This is a genomic window from Niastella soli (genome assembly GCF_017742245.1).
GTDB classification, from domain to species: domain Bacteria; phylum Bacteroidota; class Bacteroidia; order Chitinophagales; family Chitinophagaceae; genus Niastella; species Niastella soli.
This window is the reverse complement of the sequence record NZ_JAGHKO010000004.1, coordinates 1-16,149: the sequence shown is the minus strand read 5'-3', so window position 1 is coordinate 16,149 and position 16,149 is coordinate 1. Positions and strand designations below refer to the sequence as shown.

10 protein-coding genes are annotated in these 16,149 nt (G+C 45.5%); 1 reads left to right on the top strand and 9 read right to left on the bottom strand.

Annotated elements, in window-relative coordinates; translation table 11 throughout:
* Nucleotides 1–6: 6 nt before the first annotated feature.
* The gene (locus tag J7I42_RS14865) at nucleotides 7–1,167 is read right to left on the bottom strand and encodes an efflux RND transporter periplasmic adaptor subunit (protein ID WP_209139614.1); all 1,161 of its coding nucleotides are present in this window, start codon (nucleotides 1,165–1,167) and stop codon (nucleotides 7–9) included.
* Nucleotides 1,168–2,155: 988 nt separating this feature from the next.
* Here J7I42_RS14865 and J7I42_RS14860 point away from each other — a divergent pair.
* A complete protein-coding gene (locus J7I42_RS14860; RefSeq protein WP_209139613.1) occupies nucleotides 2,156–2,470 on the top strand; it encodes a hypothetical protein in 315 nt (104 codons plus the stop codon).
* Between the two features lie 62 nt (nucleotides 2,471–2,532).
* On the opposite strand, the gene J7I42_RS14855 is transcribed toward J7I42_RS14860, so the two are convergent.
* From J7I42_RS14855 to J7I42_RS14820, 8 genes are all read right to left on the bottom strand, one after another.
* On the bottom strand, nucleotides 2,533–3,144 hold the full coding sequence (locus tag J7I42_RS14855) for a DUF4254 domain-containing protein (protein ID WP_209139612.1): 612 nt from the start codon (nucleotides 3,142–3,144) through the stop codon (nucleotides 2,533–2,535).
* A gap of 29 nt (nucleotides 3,145–3,173) precedes the next feature.
* Nucleotides 3,174–4,910: a carbamoyltransferase N-terminal domain-containing protein gene (locus J7I42_RS14850; protein WP_209139611.1), complete on the bottom strand. Its 1,737-nt coding sequence runs from the start codon at nucleotides 4,908–4,910 to the stop codon at nucleotides 3,174–3,176.
* A 46-nt stretch (nucleotides 4,911–4,956) separates the two neighbouring features.
* Nucleotides 4,957–5,784, bottom strand: a complete 828-nt coding sequence (locus J7I42_RS14845) for a phytanoyl-CoA dioxygenase family protein (RefSeq protein ID WP_209139610.1) — start codon at nucleotides 5,782–5,784, stop codon at nucleotides 4,957–4,959.
* A gap of 10 nt (nucleotides 5,785–5,794) precedes the next feature.
* Nucleotides 5,795–6,673, bottom strand: coding sequence for a glycosyltransferase family 9 protein (locus J7I42_RS14840; protein ID WP_209139609.1), 879 nt, complete (start codon nucleotides 6,671–6,673; stop codon nucleotides 5,795–5,797).
* Nucleotides 6,674–6,694: 21 nt separating this feature from the next.
* A complete protein-coding gene (locus J7I42_RS14835) occupies nucleotides 6,695–6,892 on the bottom strand; it encodes a hypothetical protein (protein ID WP_209139608.1) in 198 nt (65 codons plus the stop codon).
* 10 nt (nucleotides 6,893–6,902) lie between these two features.
* Entirely contained in the window at nucleotides 6,903–8,081 is a 1,179-nt protein-coding gene (locus tag J7I42_RS14830; protein WP_209139607.1) for an alpha-mannosyltransferase, read from the bottom strand.
* Nucleotides 8,082–8,108: 27 nt separating this feature from the next.
* Entirely contained in the window at nucleotides 8,109–9,236 is a 1,128-nt protein-coding gene (locus J7I42_RS14825) for a glycosyltransferase (protein ID WP_209139606.1), read from the bottom strand.
* A partial coding sequence (locus tag J7I42_RS14820; protein ID WP_209139605.1) for a non-ribosomal peptide synthetase occupies nucleotides 9,205–16,149 on the bottom strand: 6,945 nt, incomplete at its 5' end. The genes J7I42_RS14825 and J7I42_RS14820, both read right to left, overlap by 32 nt.

Below are 16,149 nucleotides of genomic sequence, written 5' to 3'. Positions count from 1 at the left end.
AAATAATTAATGATTAATGTCGGCCAATTGTAATGGAGCTGGTATGGGTTTTATCAATAATCCTTCCCGTAAACTGGCAATGCCATCCGCCACAATGTGATCGCCAGGTCTGAGCCCTTCTTTTATTACAAAGAATTGTCCGGTAGTTGCCTGTGGTATTACTTCAACCGAATTAACTTTATTGTCATTATCTACACGGTAAACAAACAGTTTGCCCTGGATCTGATAGGTTGCTTTTTGCGGCACCAGCAAGGCGGTATCAATGCCCTGAGGAATGCGCACCACTGCGCTGCTTCCGCTGTGCACAAGACCATCGGGATTAGAAAATGTAGCGCGCATATTTATGGCGCCGGTTTGTGCATTGATCAATCCGCTGGCTGTTTCTATCTTGCCGGCATCAGGAAGCGGCATGCCATTGGCTAATAGAAGCGTTACAGGTGGAAGCGTTTGTAATTTTTGTTGTACGGTGTTCCCTTTTGAATGCTGAAAAAAATCCAATCCCTGTTTTTCGTTGATGGAAAAATAAGCATAGATCGTTTTTATATCCGACACAGTTGTAAGCGGGTTCACGGTGTTGCTGCTTACCAGGCTGCCTATTTTAAATGGTAACAACCCCATTACTCCATTTGAAGGGCTGTAAATAGTAGTGTAGCTTTGGTTCAACTGTGCGTTTTTGAGCTCAGCGTTGGCCTGTGCCAATGCTGCCTTTTTTGACTGAAGGGTGTACTGTGCAGATTCCAGTTCATAGGAACTTACAATATCTTTTTCAACGAGGGGCCTTACCTTATTCACCTGCATTTGCGCGGCATCTACATTGGCTTTTGCAATATTGATATTTGCTTCAGCCGTTCTTACATTTTGCTCATATTGAGGCGCATTAATTCGAAAAAGCAGCTGCCCTTTTTTAACAGCAGCGCCTTCATCTACATAAATGGCATCTATGTATCCGTCGATTTTTGGCCTGATCTCCACATTCCTGATTCCCTGTATAGTGGCTGGGTAATCCTGATTCACTACAGCACTTGAAAAAGCCATCTGCATCACTTCATATTCTTTCGGTACATTTTGAACAGTCTTATTTTTCTGCTCATTATTACATCCTGAAAATATTCCGAAAGATATTATTACGGCAAAGCCTGTAACGCACTGATTTATCCCTGGGAGCATAGCATACTTTTTTAAAATAGACTGTAAATGAAATAATGAATTTATGCAGGCAAAACTTCGGGGCAAATCTGAAGATATTTTAAAGGATTACAGGGGCAAACAGACCGGCAGGGAGAATGAGTCGGTAAACAGGCAAACCTGATCGGTGAATTGGAACACCTGAATAGGGGTTGTTTGCATAAAAAAATCCCGAACTTATTGTGCCTTACACTATTAAAGCTCCTGCAATGAGCGTAGTTGCAAGAATGCTTTTCTTACTTTTCGTTTTTAAACTGTTTATTTTTTAAAGTTCAATAGATGCGCTACAAAGAAACAACGGTTGGTCGCAACAGACATTCGCATTTGTGAATTAAAACAAAGTTTAAATAGTTCGATGAAGGGTAAGTACGGCATGGGAACAGCCGCTAATTCTTGCTCAGGAGATCCGTGCAGCCTTTAAATCACTTCGTTGATCAGTATTCAGTAGTTCGGGTATAAAAGAAGAAGCCACCTCCTGGTTTAAAACAGAGAGGTGGCTTCTTTTGGCGACAATGTTATAGCAACGGTCAGAAACGACAGTTCCATTCTTTTCTACGTTGCACCCAAATCTTTAAGCAGGATAAAAACTCAACACTAATAGCCCGCTTTGGGCATTCATTTTGAACTTTTTAGCGCTGTCAGGAGAACTATTTCAATCTTGTCATTTACAATCTTTCCTTTCACAAATTCAAAGAATTTTTTCGCCTTTGATCCTCCAGTACTAATGGCACAATCATCCCATTGTTTTCTCAGACCACTCGTAGTTTATTCACAAATGTGATTGTTTTCCGCCTCCAAAAGAGGCGAACTTTACTACAGAATCTGGCCATTGAACGATCGAATTTGTTTGTTGGACGACTAGGACTTGAAAACGCTTTGTTACTGCAGTAGCTTTATTGAACAATCATTTTAACCGGGCCTAAAAAGCGATCTGACTAATCGATTATTAATTACATGAAAATTATAGTATATGAAACCGCAACAACTCGAAATTTTACTATTCACCAATACAAAGTTTTCTTCTTTTTTGTTGACTGATAAAAATGATAACAATGAGAAAGCTTCAGAATGCAGTGATCTGGAAGAGGCAGCCTGGAATGGCTTTTATAAAGAAGCGCTTCCTGAATTATATGGTGAGGATCGGGAAAGTAAAAAGATGATCCTATGGCAAACAAACTGTGCCGAAAACTTTCTTGTATTGGATTATGCAGAATCCCCACAGAGTAAAGATCCGTTCTTTTCTATAGATCCTTATTATTTTATGGACAAACAACTGCTTTCCTGATAAAATACAGAATAAGAAATGCAAGGTCCCATAAAGACCAGTATTTCCATTAGCTTAGTACCCTAGCCTAGCTTTTTATAAAGCACCGGATTGAACTCAACATCATTATACATCTTTAACTGCCGGTATACCTTATTTATTTTCCTCCCTTGTTCTATATCCTCAATCAACCAATTGATGCTTTGTAAAAGATCATCTTTCTGGGAAAGCAGGATATTCTTTCTGTTCATGCATTTGGCAAGATGGGCCTCGGTAGCATTTTGTCGGCCAAGTTCGATATCGATATGATACTCTTTCAATGCCAGGATCGATAACCGGTCAAGGGCCCAGCCCAGACTTTCAGTATTATGGCGTGCATTCATCTGGCACGGTACCCCTTTGTATTTTCGCTGAAAATAGTCGTCGATCAGTTCTACAATATCGGTCCTTTTCTGGTTCAACTGATCGATGCGTTTCTTGATTCTCAATGCGGCCAGACTTTCTATTGCCGGGTCCCTGATCAGGTCCTCCAGGTGCCATTGCACGGTATCGATCCAGCTCTTTTCGTAAGCAATGTGCTCAATAGTTCCGGGTCCAAAAGCATTGTCCAGCGCATGGTCTACATCATCAAATACATGATAATCACTGATGGCCTGTTTATATACTTTATAAAAATGTGCGGGAATATTTTTCATGTAATGGCTTATTAAATTCTGGCGAATGGTCATACTCCTTCATTTGCTTTTTGCAAGGGCCCTTGTTGTGGATGCGGCTGTGGTTGCAATTTGGCAATGCTTACTTTATGATACAGTTTACCATGGCTCCATATAAAATTTACCATGTCCCAGTCCATCACAGATTTCACATCCGGGAAAAAACCTTTGCCTTTATGATTGGCGCTGGTATTGCACAACAAGGGTATACCGCTTAATTTTTTATAATGCAGGAGCAGGTCGTAAAGCATTTCATTTTCCCTGCGGTTCACCGTTTGTAACCTGGCCGTACCATCGAGATGACAGATAGCAGGTACTTTATCTTTCCATTCTTCTTTTACCCTATGCTCGTACAACATAAAGGGATCACGAGTGCCCGGGTTAAAAATCACATTCGCTTCTTCTTCTATACAAACCGGCGCTACAGGGCGGTAATCTTCCCTGCCTTTGATCTTATTCAGCAATTTTTTCATGGCAGGTTCAACCGCAGGTGCCAATATGCTGCGGTTGCCGAGCGAACGCGGGCCCAGTTCGGCGGCCCCATTCAGGAATACCACAGGCTCATTGAAAGTATGCAACAAGCGGGCGAGTTCCTCAAGAGAACATTCAGTAACGGAATAGTTGGAATGAAGATCATCGGTTGCACACACCATCGGGCCACTGTACACGTTCCAGTCCAATGCCCTGATCCTATCTGCTACAAGCATCTCACAGCAGGCTGTTCCAATGGCGCTGCCGGCATCGTTCGGAAAAGGTGGTACCCATACCTCTTTGAATAAGCGGGTCTCCCTAATGGCGCTGTTCCATTTTATATTCAAAGCGCTGCCGCCGGCAAAGCATAAATTACGGGTGTGCAGTGCATGCGCTTTTACTTTTTCCTGCAGTTTTTCAATTATGATCTGCTCCAAAAAGGCATGAAAAGAAGCAAGCATATGCCGGTGCTCGATCTGGTGCCGGTCGCAGTGAAGCCTGGATTGCTTTATAAATTCGGCGGTAAGAATGGCTACTACATCTATATTCACATTCGCTGTATCCACTTTCCTGTTGAGTTTGTTGAATGTTTCCTTATAAAACTCCACTAAATGGTCATCCACAGTGCCCAGGGCGATATAGGCCATCACTTTACCGGCCAGTGATAATTCTTTTTCCAGCTTATTGAAGGGCTCAAAAGCATGGGCGAAATTGATATACATATAGCCGGCCAGTAAAAACAGGTAACCGAGATTGTGCACCTTATTCTTATGGTAATCATAATAGAACAGCTGCGGCGGCATACCGCCATCCCACACCAGCACGAACGCATCTTCCCGCTTATGGGCAAATGGACTTGTACAATACGCCGCTGTTACATGACCTGATACATGCATATAGCTTTTATAAGGCCATGGGACCTGTTTATTCCTGAATAGTGCAGGCAGTAAAATATCTTCCTCGTTTACCATATGACCATAAGCTGCCAGCTCAAATCCTTTAACGATATTAGGTCCTGCTGTTCGTTTGGTTGGATTGAAAACATCCAGGTCTTCCGAACGCCAGTTATCCCATCCGTCAATTACCCAGTTGTTGATACGATCGGGTGTATAGCCATATTTTAACAGGATCTCCTCTACCCTTTCCATGGTGATATTAAATTCGGAGTGCCTGGAACTGTTGCTGAGCTTTTCCATTTCGTACGAAAAGATCAGTTGCCCGTTATCAATAAGAGCGATAGCGCCATCATGCGTTAGTTTTATGCCACAAATAGTCATAATAATGAGTTTTATATAACAAGAAATAGTATAATCGGAGGCTGTTTTACAACTGTATGTTCTTTAGCAAAGGCGTGTAATTTCTGCTGGCTATGAATTCGGGGCGTGGATTCGAAATATCGGTCAGCTGGTTTTCAATACTGTTATAGGTGATGAGAAACGCATGGCGATCCCATGGCGACAGGTTGTTGGAAGAAGCATGAAATACATTACCATGAAAGAAAAGCACACTACCGGCAGGCGCTTTCGCTGAAACAATGCCCTTTCGCCCGGCCCATCTTTTTATATTGTCTTTCTCCAGCGTGTATTTAAGATCGGCGGTCAAAGCCGACATATACGTAGCACTGTTCTGGTATGCGTTGAACCATCCGTTGGCATCATCTTCCTTCTCATCGGTATCGCCGGTACTGGCTATCCCATCCCGGTGCGACCCGGGGATGATCAGCATGGGGCCGTTGAATTCATTCGTATCATTCAGATAGATCATGGCGGTTAGCACATCAGGCCGGGGCATGCCATCATCGTTATGCCAGAAGGTGAAATCCTGGTGCCAGGCCCACCAGTCGCCCACCATAGCATGCTTTGTATTCAATTTTGACTGGTGTACATATACATTATTATTGAGCAACTGGATGGCAGGCAATAGTACACGTTCATCCCTTATAACCCTGGCGTATATACCACTTCCGGCTTCAGGTGCAAAGAAAGACCTGACGGCACCGCTTTTTTCCAATATCCGGCGCGGACAATCTTCCTGGATGATGCGTTCCATTTCCTGGAGCATTACAGCCACTTCCCCAGCGGCAAACAGATCCTGAAGAACAAGAAACCCATCGCGGTGATAATCGTTGAGCTGCTTTTCTGATAGTTTCATGATGGATGTTTTAAGCAAGTGATAGAGTATCTTTTTCCAGCTGTTGTAACAGGGCTGCCCTTACTTCGGCAACAGAAATATCATGCATGCAGCGTCTGTCGTAAGGACAGGGCGAGGTATGCATCAGGTCGAGGCAGGGTGAACAACGAAGCGGTTTATACAGGTTGATATTATTCGAATGGCCCCAGATAACAGGTTGTGCCGGTCCGAAAAGCACCACGCCTGGAATTTCAAAAGCATTGGTGGCATGGGCATAGGCCGAATTAACGCCGACAAAGCTTCTGGCATATTTCATAATGGCGAGTGTTTCGCGGATGGAATGTTTGCTTCGAAGGTCTACGGCACTTTCAACCTTCTTCTCTTCATTCAGTCCAATCTGCAGGAATGTAAATCCCGGCATGGACTGCACCAGCTCATCCCAGTTAGCATGCGGCCATTCCTGGTTTTGTGAAGTGCGCGAAGTTACATGCAATAGAATGGGATGGTTGTACTGAGACATGAAGCTGCGGCCAAACGACTCTTCCTCCGGTGACAGAAAAACCTGCACCTTATCATCCTTTAGTTCTATGCCGTACATTTCTGCTATAATATCTTTTGCATTCTTGTTATACGTAACGGTAGGTGACAGACCGGCGTAAAAATCATCGAAAAAGGGCGTCATCTTCAGGTAATACTTTATAAACGAAATTGGATTGCGCCAGAAGGAAGTACTGGTTACCCGGTGAATGTGCGGATTGTTCCTGAATATGCTCTGCTGGTTCCTGGTAAAGCAGTAAAGAATGATCTTGCGATGAGGGGATGCCTCCTTGATGGCCTTAAAAGTAGGCGTAGTGATCAATACATCACCAAGTCCGCCAAACACGATAACCCGAAGTGGTGGCTGTTTCATACAAACTATTATTTTTAAATATTATTCAGTGGCAAGCAACCATTCCATTTGCTGCAGGGCAAATTGCCATACATTCTTTTCCCTGTTTAGAAATCGTAACAGGCGCAAATCCCTTTTTGCATAAGGCTTGGTCATTTCGGCATCTGCCTTTTCCACTATATTGTTAAGGTTGGTGCGTAGCTCTTCAATTTTTTCCAGGATCTCAGTTTCCTGTCTCATACACGGTTTTTTAGTTAGTATTATGTAGGTACTGCGGTTTGAAATAACAGAAGTAAGTATGCAGCAGGTAGCGCCCATACATTGGTGAATCACGCAGGGCATTCAGTATTTGCAGGCATTCCTTTTCCAGATCGCCCAGCAGATGCCTGAAGTCGAGGGTTTCCACTTCTCCCTGCACATCGATCACATTAAACCCAAGTCCGTTTGGCGTATTGATATACTTCCCGTTGATCACCTTTTGCCTGGCATCTGCCTTGAACTGCCGGATCTCTTTCCAGATGGTTTCCCCGGGGGCGGTAATATCCCATTTCAACAGGTTGCGATGAATAAACAGGATATTGCCAATCGGATCGTGCTGCGCCATGGAAAGCCCAAAAAAGCTGTTGTCGTTCTTATTGGTATAACCACAATAAGCCACAGGTTTTGGGATCATATAATAGGGTGATTGCAAGGCTTTCCATGCAAACCGGAAAGTATCTTTATCGCCCAGCAGCATGGTGTAATAATATTGCCTTTGTTCATTGAAGTACATACATAGGTTCAGCTCTTTCCAGCATGTCTCCTTATTGATCAGTATCTGCCCACTTTCCTGTTCTATTGAATCGTAATCACTAGCGTCAATGATCTTCCAAATGGGATTGTTTTTATCGGTTACCCAGATATCGGGCCAGAATATGGTGCCGCCCTGCCGGTAGGTTTCGTTTTCGAATAACTGTTCGGGATTGGCCGTACAGATATTATCTGCATCGAGGTACAGCACTTCTTTAAACCGGGTATTCAAAATGGCGAAAGGCTTCAGCGCCAGCCCATCGATGGGGAGCTTGCTATGATCATTTGCATTCCTGCAGGTAACACCCAGGTCTGTAAGCGTTGCTATTACTTCGGGGGTAAATTCATTCCCGGTATACCACACTTCTATAGGCAAGGAGCAACCGGTCTTTTTTAATACATGGATATTGATCCACGCGCAGGTAAAGTACCGTAAGCCGCCTGCGCAAATAACGATACCACGACCTTCGAAGCCACCGGGATAAGGCGGTATAGCCGCAGCAAATGCCTGCCAATCTTCGCGCAGCTTTTTAATTACATTACTGCCTGCCTCCAGTTCGATCATGCGTATGCCATCTTCAGTGAAACTGGTTTTTCCTGCTTTCCAACTATCTGCTTTTTTTGTTGATTCAGTGGACATATGTTAAGTTTTGTAAAACGATCAATGCTATATTTTGTCCTGTTTTTTTCTTAAGAATCGAAATAAGGCGCCGGTCCAGGCGAAATAATCAACGGCTATTTTCATGGCCGGATAGGCTAATACGGTTTTGATACTTCTTCCTTTCATATCACCGGTTTCCTTGCGGAAAAAGATCAACACATACAGGCACCATAACAGGCAAAAAGCATATATAAAAACCATAAATCCTGCCAGCAGCCATATATGAATGATACCGGCCACGATCAACAACAGGGGCAGCGTTACAACAAAACTGAACAGGAACATATCGTATACTGTTCTTATACCCACCCGAGTCAACTGGCTAATTTGCCTGTAGTAATATTTTTTTTCTTTGTAAAAGGTTTCGAGATAGCCGAGGTTCCAGCGAATGCGCTGCTTTACGAGTGTTTTAAAAGATAAGGGCGGCCGCGTTAGGGTCAACACATTTTCCTTGTACACCGTTCTGTAACCCATTTTCAATCCCAGCAGGGTGGCTTCGCGGTCTTCCCCGCTTCTGAACCCGCTGTGCTCGCGGTATATTGAAACCAGTACATCGCGTTTGTAACAGGAACCGGCTCCAGGCATTACCGGTACACTCCCATCCTTTTTATGAAATTCATACAGGCTTCGAACAAGCGAGTATTCAAACTGCTGGAACCGGAATATAGCGCCATCTCCTTCATATGGCAGCATTCTGAAATAGCAGCCCATCAGGTCTTTTTCGTGGTATATTGTTTGGGAAGCAGCCAGCAGGTTTTCGAGGTTGATAATATCGGTATCGAAATCCGACAGTACAATAAGGTCATGAGGGATAGACAGCACCGTAAGAAAAAGCGCGCCTACCTTATTGGTATTGGGCGTTACGGAGACTACAATGAACTCGCTGTAATTGTCGGTAACAAATGATCTTATTTTTTCGAGACTGTCGTCGGTCGATCCATCGTCTATCAATATAACGTCCATCTTATCCTTGTACTTCCTGGCCACTTCTTCATAGTAGAAAAGCCGCCGGGTAAAGTCACAGTTAGAGCTTTCATTATAAAAAGGGATCAGCAGGGCCGTTTCGTTATTGCCGGCAGGATATCCGTTTACCCATTCAAGTTTAGCGGACTTCTCTTTCAATATTTTGATCATGCGCTTCGGATTTTGATAAATGGAGATGTTTTTCGTTCAATACTTCATGTACATAGGCAAAGTAGCCTGCAGCCAGTTCTTCGATAGTTGTAATATCATACAAGCTGGTATCGTACTGGATGTTTAGGCTCAGTCCCTCGTTGGACCTGTGGAACTGGAACTGCATATCGATGGGCAGTATAAACTTACCGGGGCGTCTGGGTGGTCCACGTTTTATCACCTGTGAAATTTCTCCGAGTTCCGTTTGGCTGAGATAGATACCGGTAGTATCGGCAAACTGCATATTGATCTGCCAACAGGTAGCGCCCGGTTGTATGAATGGAAATCCTATTTCTTCCAGGTGCTCGCGCAAGGTGCAGGCCCTGAAAGTACGCATGTCTTCATTTGAGCGGATCACCTTGTGCAAGCCATCTGTAAAACTGTCTTTCTCATCGAAGACGGTCCTGATCAATACGGTCCTTGCATAACTGCCGATCTGTTCTTCTGCACCCAAATAATCGCGGCCGAACACATAGGTTGCGATCATGATATCATACTGGCCGGTGATGCGGGCGAGATAGGTTTTACACGTTGCCTGCAGTACCACGAACAAACTGACGGAATGTGCGCGCGCCAGCTGGTTCAGCTTTTCAATCGTCTCTTCGGTGTACCAGAATTTTTTGGAACCGCCTTTTCTTTCAGCCATAGGTTTTTCATCAAAAGACAGGCGACCGGGAATATGCAGTTTGCCTGGAAGAGCAGGGTACAGCGATTGCCAGTAATTTTTGTGCTGTCGGTAATACTTTCTAACATACTGGTTCTCGAATGACAGATACTCTTTGAACTGTATCGGCAGTTGGGGCAGATCGGGTTGCTTATCTTCTGCAAAGGCTTTGTAAGCGGTAAACAGATCGCGCAGGAAGATCTCCATCGACCAGGGATCGTAAATAACATGGTGCATACCGAATGAGATGATATACCTTTCATCGGCCGCTTGAATGATGCGCACGAGGAACAAGGGGCCTTTATCGAACCTGAACCGGTGATGTTCATAACTGATGTAATCGATGGCTTCGTCACTGCGAATGTCCGTTTGCCTGTAATCCCTGAATTCGGGCAGGAACATAGGGTCGGCGGCCTCTTCCACCTTCATCATATAACGGCCATCGATGAAATGAAAAGTAGACCGTAAACTTTCATGTCTTTGAATGAGATAGCTAATGGCATTGTATAACGCGGCGAGATCCAGCGCCTCTTCGATCTCATAACAGGGATACACATATCCATGCAAACGATCGTTTTCTTTGAATGCGCGGTCCTGTTCATCGTTTACCCAATATACCTGCGTAGCGGTGATGCCAAAGTAAGTAACGCCCTCTTGTACAACGATATCCATTTGTTGTCCAGCATGCGGCATGCCGATACCGTCAGATGTGCCGTTTGTGATCATCCTGGCAATACCCTGTATTGTAGGATCCAGGAAAAATTCCTTTAAGTTGATGGCCACGGCAAATTCCCTGTATACTGCAGCGGCCAGCCGCATGGCGCGTAAACTATGTCCGCCTAGTTCAAAGAAATTGTCAAATACGCCTATTTGCTTTTTTCGAAGCAGTTCTTCCCAAATAAGCGTCAGTCTTGCTTCGATATCGTTTGAAGGGGCCACGTAGTTGTCCTGGGTAATAACAAACATTTCTTCGTGTGGTAATAGTTGTTTATTCACTTTACCATTCTCAGTCAATGGTAGTTCGGCCAGTTCTATCAAAAAGGCAGGGACCATATAGGCTGGCAAACGCGACCGCAGGTACGCAAATACTTTTTCACTGCTGAAATGCGGGCCAGGTACTATGTAACCAACCAGTTGTTTTTCTCCGGGGTCTGTTTCGCGAACGATAACCGCCGCTTGTTTTATGTCACTATATGCCAGTAAGCTATTTTCTATTTCTCCCAATTCGATGCGGTAGCCATGCACTTTTACCTGTTCATCTTTTCTGCCCAGGAAGGCGATATTGCCATCAGGAAGCCAGCGGGCCCTGTCGCCAGTACGGTACATTCTTGTACCAGGCACAAATGGATTTTCGATGAACCTTTCTGCAGTCAGCGCGGGTTGATGCAGATAGCCATGTGCCACGGCTACTCCTCCTATGTACAGTTCACCTGGTACACCTATGGGTAATAATTGCGCCGCCGCATCCAGCACATATAACTGTACATTCGAAATGGGTTTTCCTATCGGTATGCTTGTGTCGTTTTTCGTTGTGTCGTAACTGCTTACTTCTATAGATGCTTCGGTTGGTCCATATAAATTATGCAATGGGCATTGCAACAGGGCATAATGTTGTTTCACATATTCCGGTCTCAGTTCTTCACCACTGCAGAAAACATGTTGCAGCGAACGCAACCGGTGCGCCAGGTGCTGATCGAGGGTTTGCAGGAATACTGCCAGCATGCCGGGTACAAAATGAATATGCGTGATGCCATATTCTTCAACAGCAGTGATCAGCAATAAGGGATCATGCACCACTTCTTTGCTGCAAAGCACCAGCCTGCCACCGAAGCATAAGGGCATAAAGAATTCCCATACTGATACATCGAATATATAGGGCGTCTTCTGCAACAGCACCACGTCACTGTTAAATTGATAGCGCTGGTACATCCAGTAAAGGCGGTTCACAACTCCCTTGTATGGCACCATCACGCCTTTAGGTTGTCCTGTTGAACCGGATGTATAGATCACATATTGGAGATCGTCCGGCTGCAGGTTCTTTGGCGGGTTGTTGTATTCACAGGTGGCTATTGTATCCCCATCCTGGTCGAGTTGCACTATGTGTCTTACGAGGTGATCGAATGTTCGGGTGGTTGTTACAAATTCAGAGGTGATGATCAGGCGGGCGCCTATATCTTCCAGCATATAGTTGATGCGCTGCTGCGGATAATCAGGATCTATAGGAACATAGGCGGCACCTGCTTTGCCAATACCAATCATAGCTATTACCATATAAACAGAACGTTCTATGCAAATGGGGACCAGTTCCCCTTTTTCTATACCCATCTGTTGCAGGTAATGCGCCAGTTGATTGGCCTGCCTGTTCAGTTCGCTATAGGTCAGTTGCTGTTGACCGAATGCCAGTGCTACGGTATCTGGTGTTTTGTTCACCTGTTCTTCGAAAAGATCGATTACGGTTTTGTCGTGCGGATAGGCTGCTTCTGTATCATTCCATGCATTCAGTAACTGATGTTGCTCCCGTACTGTAAGCAAGTTCAGTTCGCTGATGGGGATCTCTCTGTTTTGTACCAGGTCGGTCAATAGGTTCTCGAAGTGATCGGTCATCCGCAGGATGGTATCGTGCCGGAACAGGTCACTGCAATACACTACGCTAAAATGCAGCCCCTCTGCAGATTCTGTAACAAAAAAGGTGATGTCGAACTGGGAGGTAAATTGTGTTTTGCCATCGGGCACAATGGTAGTTTCACCCAGTTCGGGCAGTTCCGCCCTGGGCGTATTGCGCAATACCAGCATTACCTGAAACAAGGGATTGCGGCTGGCGTCGCGGGTAAGGTGGAGTGTCTCGACTATTTTTTCAAAAGGCACATCCTGGTTTTCATAGGCAGACAAGGTAGTTTCTTTTACCTGGTGCAATAAAGTATTGAATGACTGGTTGCCGTTCAATTCACTTCGCAAAACAAGGGTATTGATGAAAAAGCCCAGCAATCCTTCGAGCTCCTGCTGGTGCCGGCCGGCTACGGGCGTACCTACACAGATATCCTGCTGGCCGCTGTACCGGTATAACAATATTTTGAAGGCGGTAAGCAGTGTCATGAATAAAGTCACGCCTTCTTGTTCCGAAAGGGCTACCAGTTGGTTGCGCAGGGTTTTGCCGATTATTTTTACTGCCGTACCACCCTGTATACTTTGTTCAACCGGTCTTTCAAAATCTGTGGGTAACTGAAGTGGCAGTGCACCTTGCAATTTTTGTTGCCAGTAATGGATCTTCGATTCCAGCACAGGCCCCTCGAAGTATGCGCGCTGCCAGCTGGCATAGTCGGCATATTGCACCGGTAAAGGCGTTAGATCCGCCGCTACACCCGCTATCCTGCCTGCATACAAAGCAGTAAGTTCGTTGACCAGTATAGCGATGGACCATCCGTCAAATGCGATATGATGTATAATAGTGATCAGGCGGTGCTCGGTATCGCTGATACGTATAAGGGTTACCCTGATCATGGCATCGTTGGAAAGATCAAAAGGCGTAAGCACCTGTGCAGTGGTGTATTCCTCGATGGTATGTCCGCCTGAAAGAATAGCGGCTTCATCTACACAGTTCATCCGCCAGTTAAAGCCATCCAGGAGGTGCTGGTATCCTTCACCGTCGTATTCCCTGATAACAGTACGCAGCACTTCATGCCGTTGAATGATTTCCCGGAAACAGTCCTCCAGAACAGCGGTGTCGAGGATGCCCCGTATGGTAAACACCCACGACATATGGTATTGCAGACTGCCCTGGAAGCGGTCTATAAACCATAACCGCTCCTGTGCGAACGACAAAGGAATACGATCCGGTCGGGGTGACGCGGTAACAGCGGGCATGTTTACATACAACGAACGGGTGGCGATGGCCGATGCCAGGGATGCGATGGTGGGATGATCGAAAATATCCCTGATGGCCACTTCGCGTTTCAATGTTTTTCTAATGGCAGAGATCAGTCTTATAGCTAATAATGAATGTCCACCCAGGCGGAAGAAATTATCATGGATACCCACTGCCTCCACATGCAGCAGCTCCTGCCATAGTTGTACGAGTACTTTTTCCTGATGGTTACGTGGCGGCTCATATTCCAGTACGACGCTGGTTGTGATATCCATAGCCGCCAGTTGCTGCCTGTTTATCTTACCATTTGGTGTAAGTGGGGCCTGCTGGATCTGTGTTATGAAAGCGGGCACCATGTATTGCGGCAGTCTGGTCTGAAGGAATTGCAATACATCTTCGGTATCGATCGCTGTATCAGCCACTACAAAGGCGATCAATTGCAAAGTGCCATACTGGTCCTTCTTCGCCAATACATAACCCTGCCGGATAGCAGGACATGACTGCAGCACGGATTCCACTTCGCCGGGTTCTACGCGGTATCCGTTTATTTTTACCTGGCTGTCTTTACGCCCGATGTACTCAAGGTAACCATCAACAGTCCAGCGAACAATATCACCGGTACGATATACACGTGCAGCTGCATCCTTGCTGAATGGATCGGGAATAAATTTTTCTGCAGTGAGCTCCGGTGAAGCCAGGTACCCGCGGGCAATCCCTTCGCCCCCAATGTATAATTCACCCGCCACGCCGACCGGGTTCAATACCTGTGATCCATTTACCACATATAATCGGGTGTTGGAAAACGGTATGCCGATAGGAATATTTGTGTACTTCTTGTTAAGATCAATTTTATATATGCATCGGCCAATGGCAGTTTCTGTTGGTCCGTAGTGATTATATAATTCTCCATTGTATTGTGCCTCGCGTAATAACCGGAGAATATGAACGGACAATGGCTCTCCGCCAAACACCAATACTTTACGTGGTGTTAAAACAGCTTCATCTGCGTAGGCCAGCCAGAGCGAAGAAACCATTTTCATACAGTCGACCTGGTGGGCCTGAAGATAATTGGCTACCAGTTGACCGCTTTCCAGTACCCTGTCCGACAGTATGTGTATAGCCCCACCCACCATTAGCCCCGAAAACAAAATGGAATGGCTGAGATCTGATGTGAGCATAGAGAAAATAGCGAATGAACGGCAGGCCGACAGATTGCCCTGTTGTATCATGCCATACACGTGATTCAGCAAGGCACTGTCTTCTATCATCACGCCTTTAGGCCTGCCGGTAGAACCGGAGGTATAGATCACATAGGCAAGGCTGGATGGTCTTCTATAAGATTGTACAGCACCCGTTGCCCTATTGATCTGCGGCCAGTCGTTGATCAGGTCAATACACAGTACAGCTGTGCTTTCAGACAGCTTTTGCTTTAATCCCTCATCGCCTATGCATAGTTTACTGCCGGTATCTTTCAGTATATATTGCAGTCGTTCTGCAGGATAAGCCGGATCAACCGGTACAAAAGCGGCGCCTGCTTTTAGTGTGCCGATGATACCCACCAGCAATTCCCAGGACCTTTTTACAGATACCACTACCCTGTCTTCATGCTGCACACCCTGCTGTTGTAAGAATACTGCCAGTTGGGTGGCTTTTTCATCAAGCATTTTATAGGTGAGGCTGGTATCCTCAAAAACGATGGCGATGTTATCTGGCGTCAGAGCCGTCTGTTGTTCGAATAATTGTATTATAGACTGGCTACGTGGGTATTCTACGGTGGCTGTACCGAGGGTAAGCAAGAGGTGGTCTTCTTCTGCTGCGGTCATCATCGGTAAATGGCCAACGGTGGTGTTGGTATTATAGGAAATAGCCTGCAACAGCTGTTCATAATGCGCCAGCAGCTGCACCATAGTTTCCGGGCGGTACAGATCGGCTGCGTAGGTTAAACCAATCTGCAGTCCCGCTGCCGATTCTTCTATGCCGATACTGAGATCGAATTTTGTTGTGATGTCGGCCGAACCTTCACTGGATAGTTTTACTTCATTTAAATGGAGCTCGCCCGATTCCGGTGCGTTCTGTAATACAAACCATGCCTGGAAGATGGCGCTATGGCTTCGGTCTCTTTCTGTTTCTACCACCTCCACCACTTTTTCAAACGGTACATCCTGGTGTTCGTAAGCATCGAGCACTGTTGTACGTACTTGTTGTAACAGGTTATGGAATGATATTTCACTGTCTATAGTGCTGCGTAGTGCCAGGGTATTGATGAAGAAGCCGATCAGTCCTTCAATTTCCTGCTGGTTACGGCCTGCTATCGGTGTGCCTACACAGATATCGGTTTGGCCGCTGTA

Excerpts from the sequence above, each read along its gene's own strand:
- J7I42_RS14850 (WP_209139611.1), bottom strand. The coding sequence starts at position 4,910 with ATGACTATTTGTGGCATAAAACTAACGCATGATGGCGCTATCGCTCTT.
- J7I42_RS14825 (WP_209139606.1), bottom strand. The coding sequence starts at position 9,236 with ATGATCAAAATATTGAAAGAGAAGTCCGCTAAACTTGAATGGGTAAAC.
- J7I42_RS14860 (WP_209139613.1), top strand. The coding sequence starts at position 2,156 with ATGAAACCGCAACAACTCGAAATTTTACTATTCACCAATACAAAGTTT.
- J7I42_RS14840 (WP_209139609.1), bottom strand. The coding sequence starts at position 6,673 with ATGAAACAGCCACCACTTCGGGTTATCGTGTTTGGCGGACTTGGTGAT.
- J7I42_RS14865 (WP_209139614.1), bottom strand. The coding sequence starts at position 1,167 with ATGCTCCCAGGGATAAATCAGTGCGTTACAGGCTTTGCCGTAATAATA.
- J7I42_RS14845 (WP_209139610.1), bottom strand. The coding sequence starts at position 5,784 with ATGAAACTATCAGAAAAGCAGCTCAACGATTATCACCGCGATGGGTTT.
- J7I42_RS14830 (WP_209139607.1), bottom strand. The coding sequence starts at position 8,081 with ATGTCCACTGAATCAACAAAAAAAGCAGATAGTTGGAAAGCAGGAAAA.
- J7I42_RS14835 (WP_209139608.1), bottom strand. The coding sequence starts at position 6,892 with ATGAGACAGGAAACTGAGATCCTGGAAAAAATTGAAGAGCTACGCACC.
- J7I42_RS14855 (WP_209139612.1), bottom strand. The coding sequence starts at position 3,144 with ATGAAAAATATTCCCGCACATTTTTATAAAGTATATAAACAGGCCATC.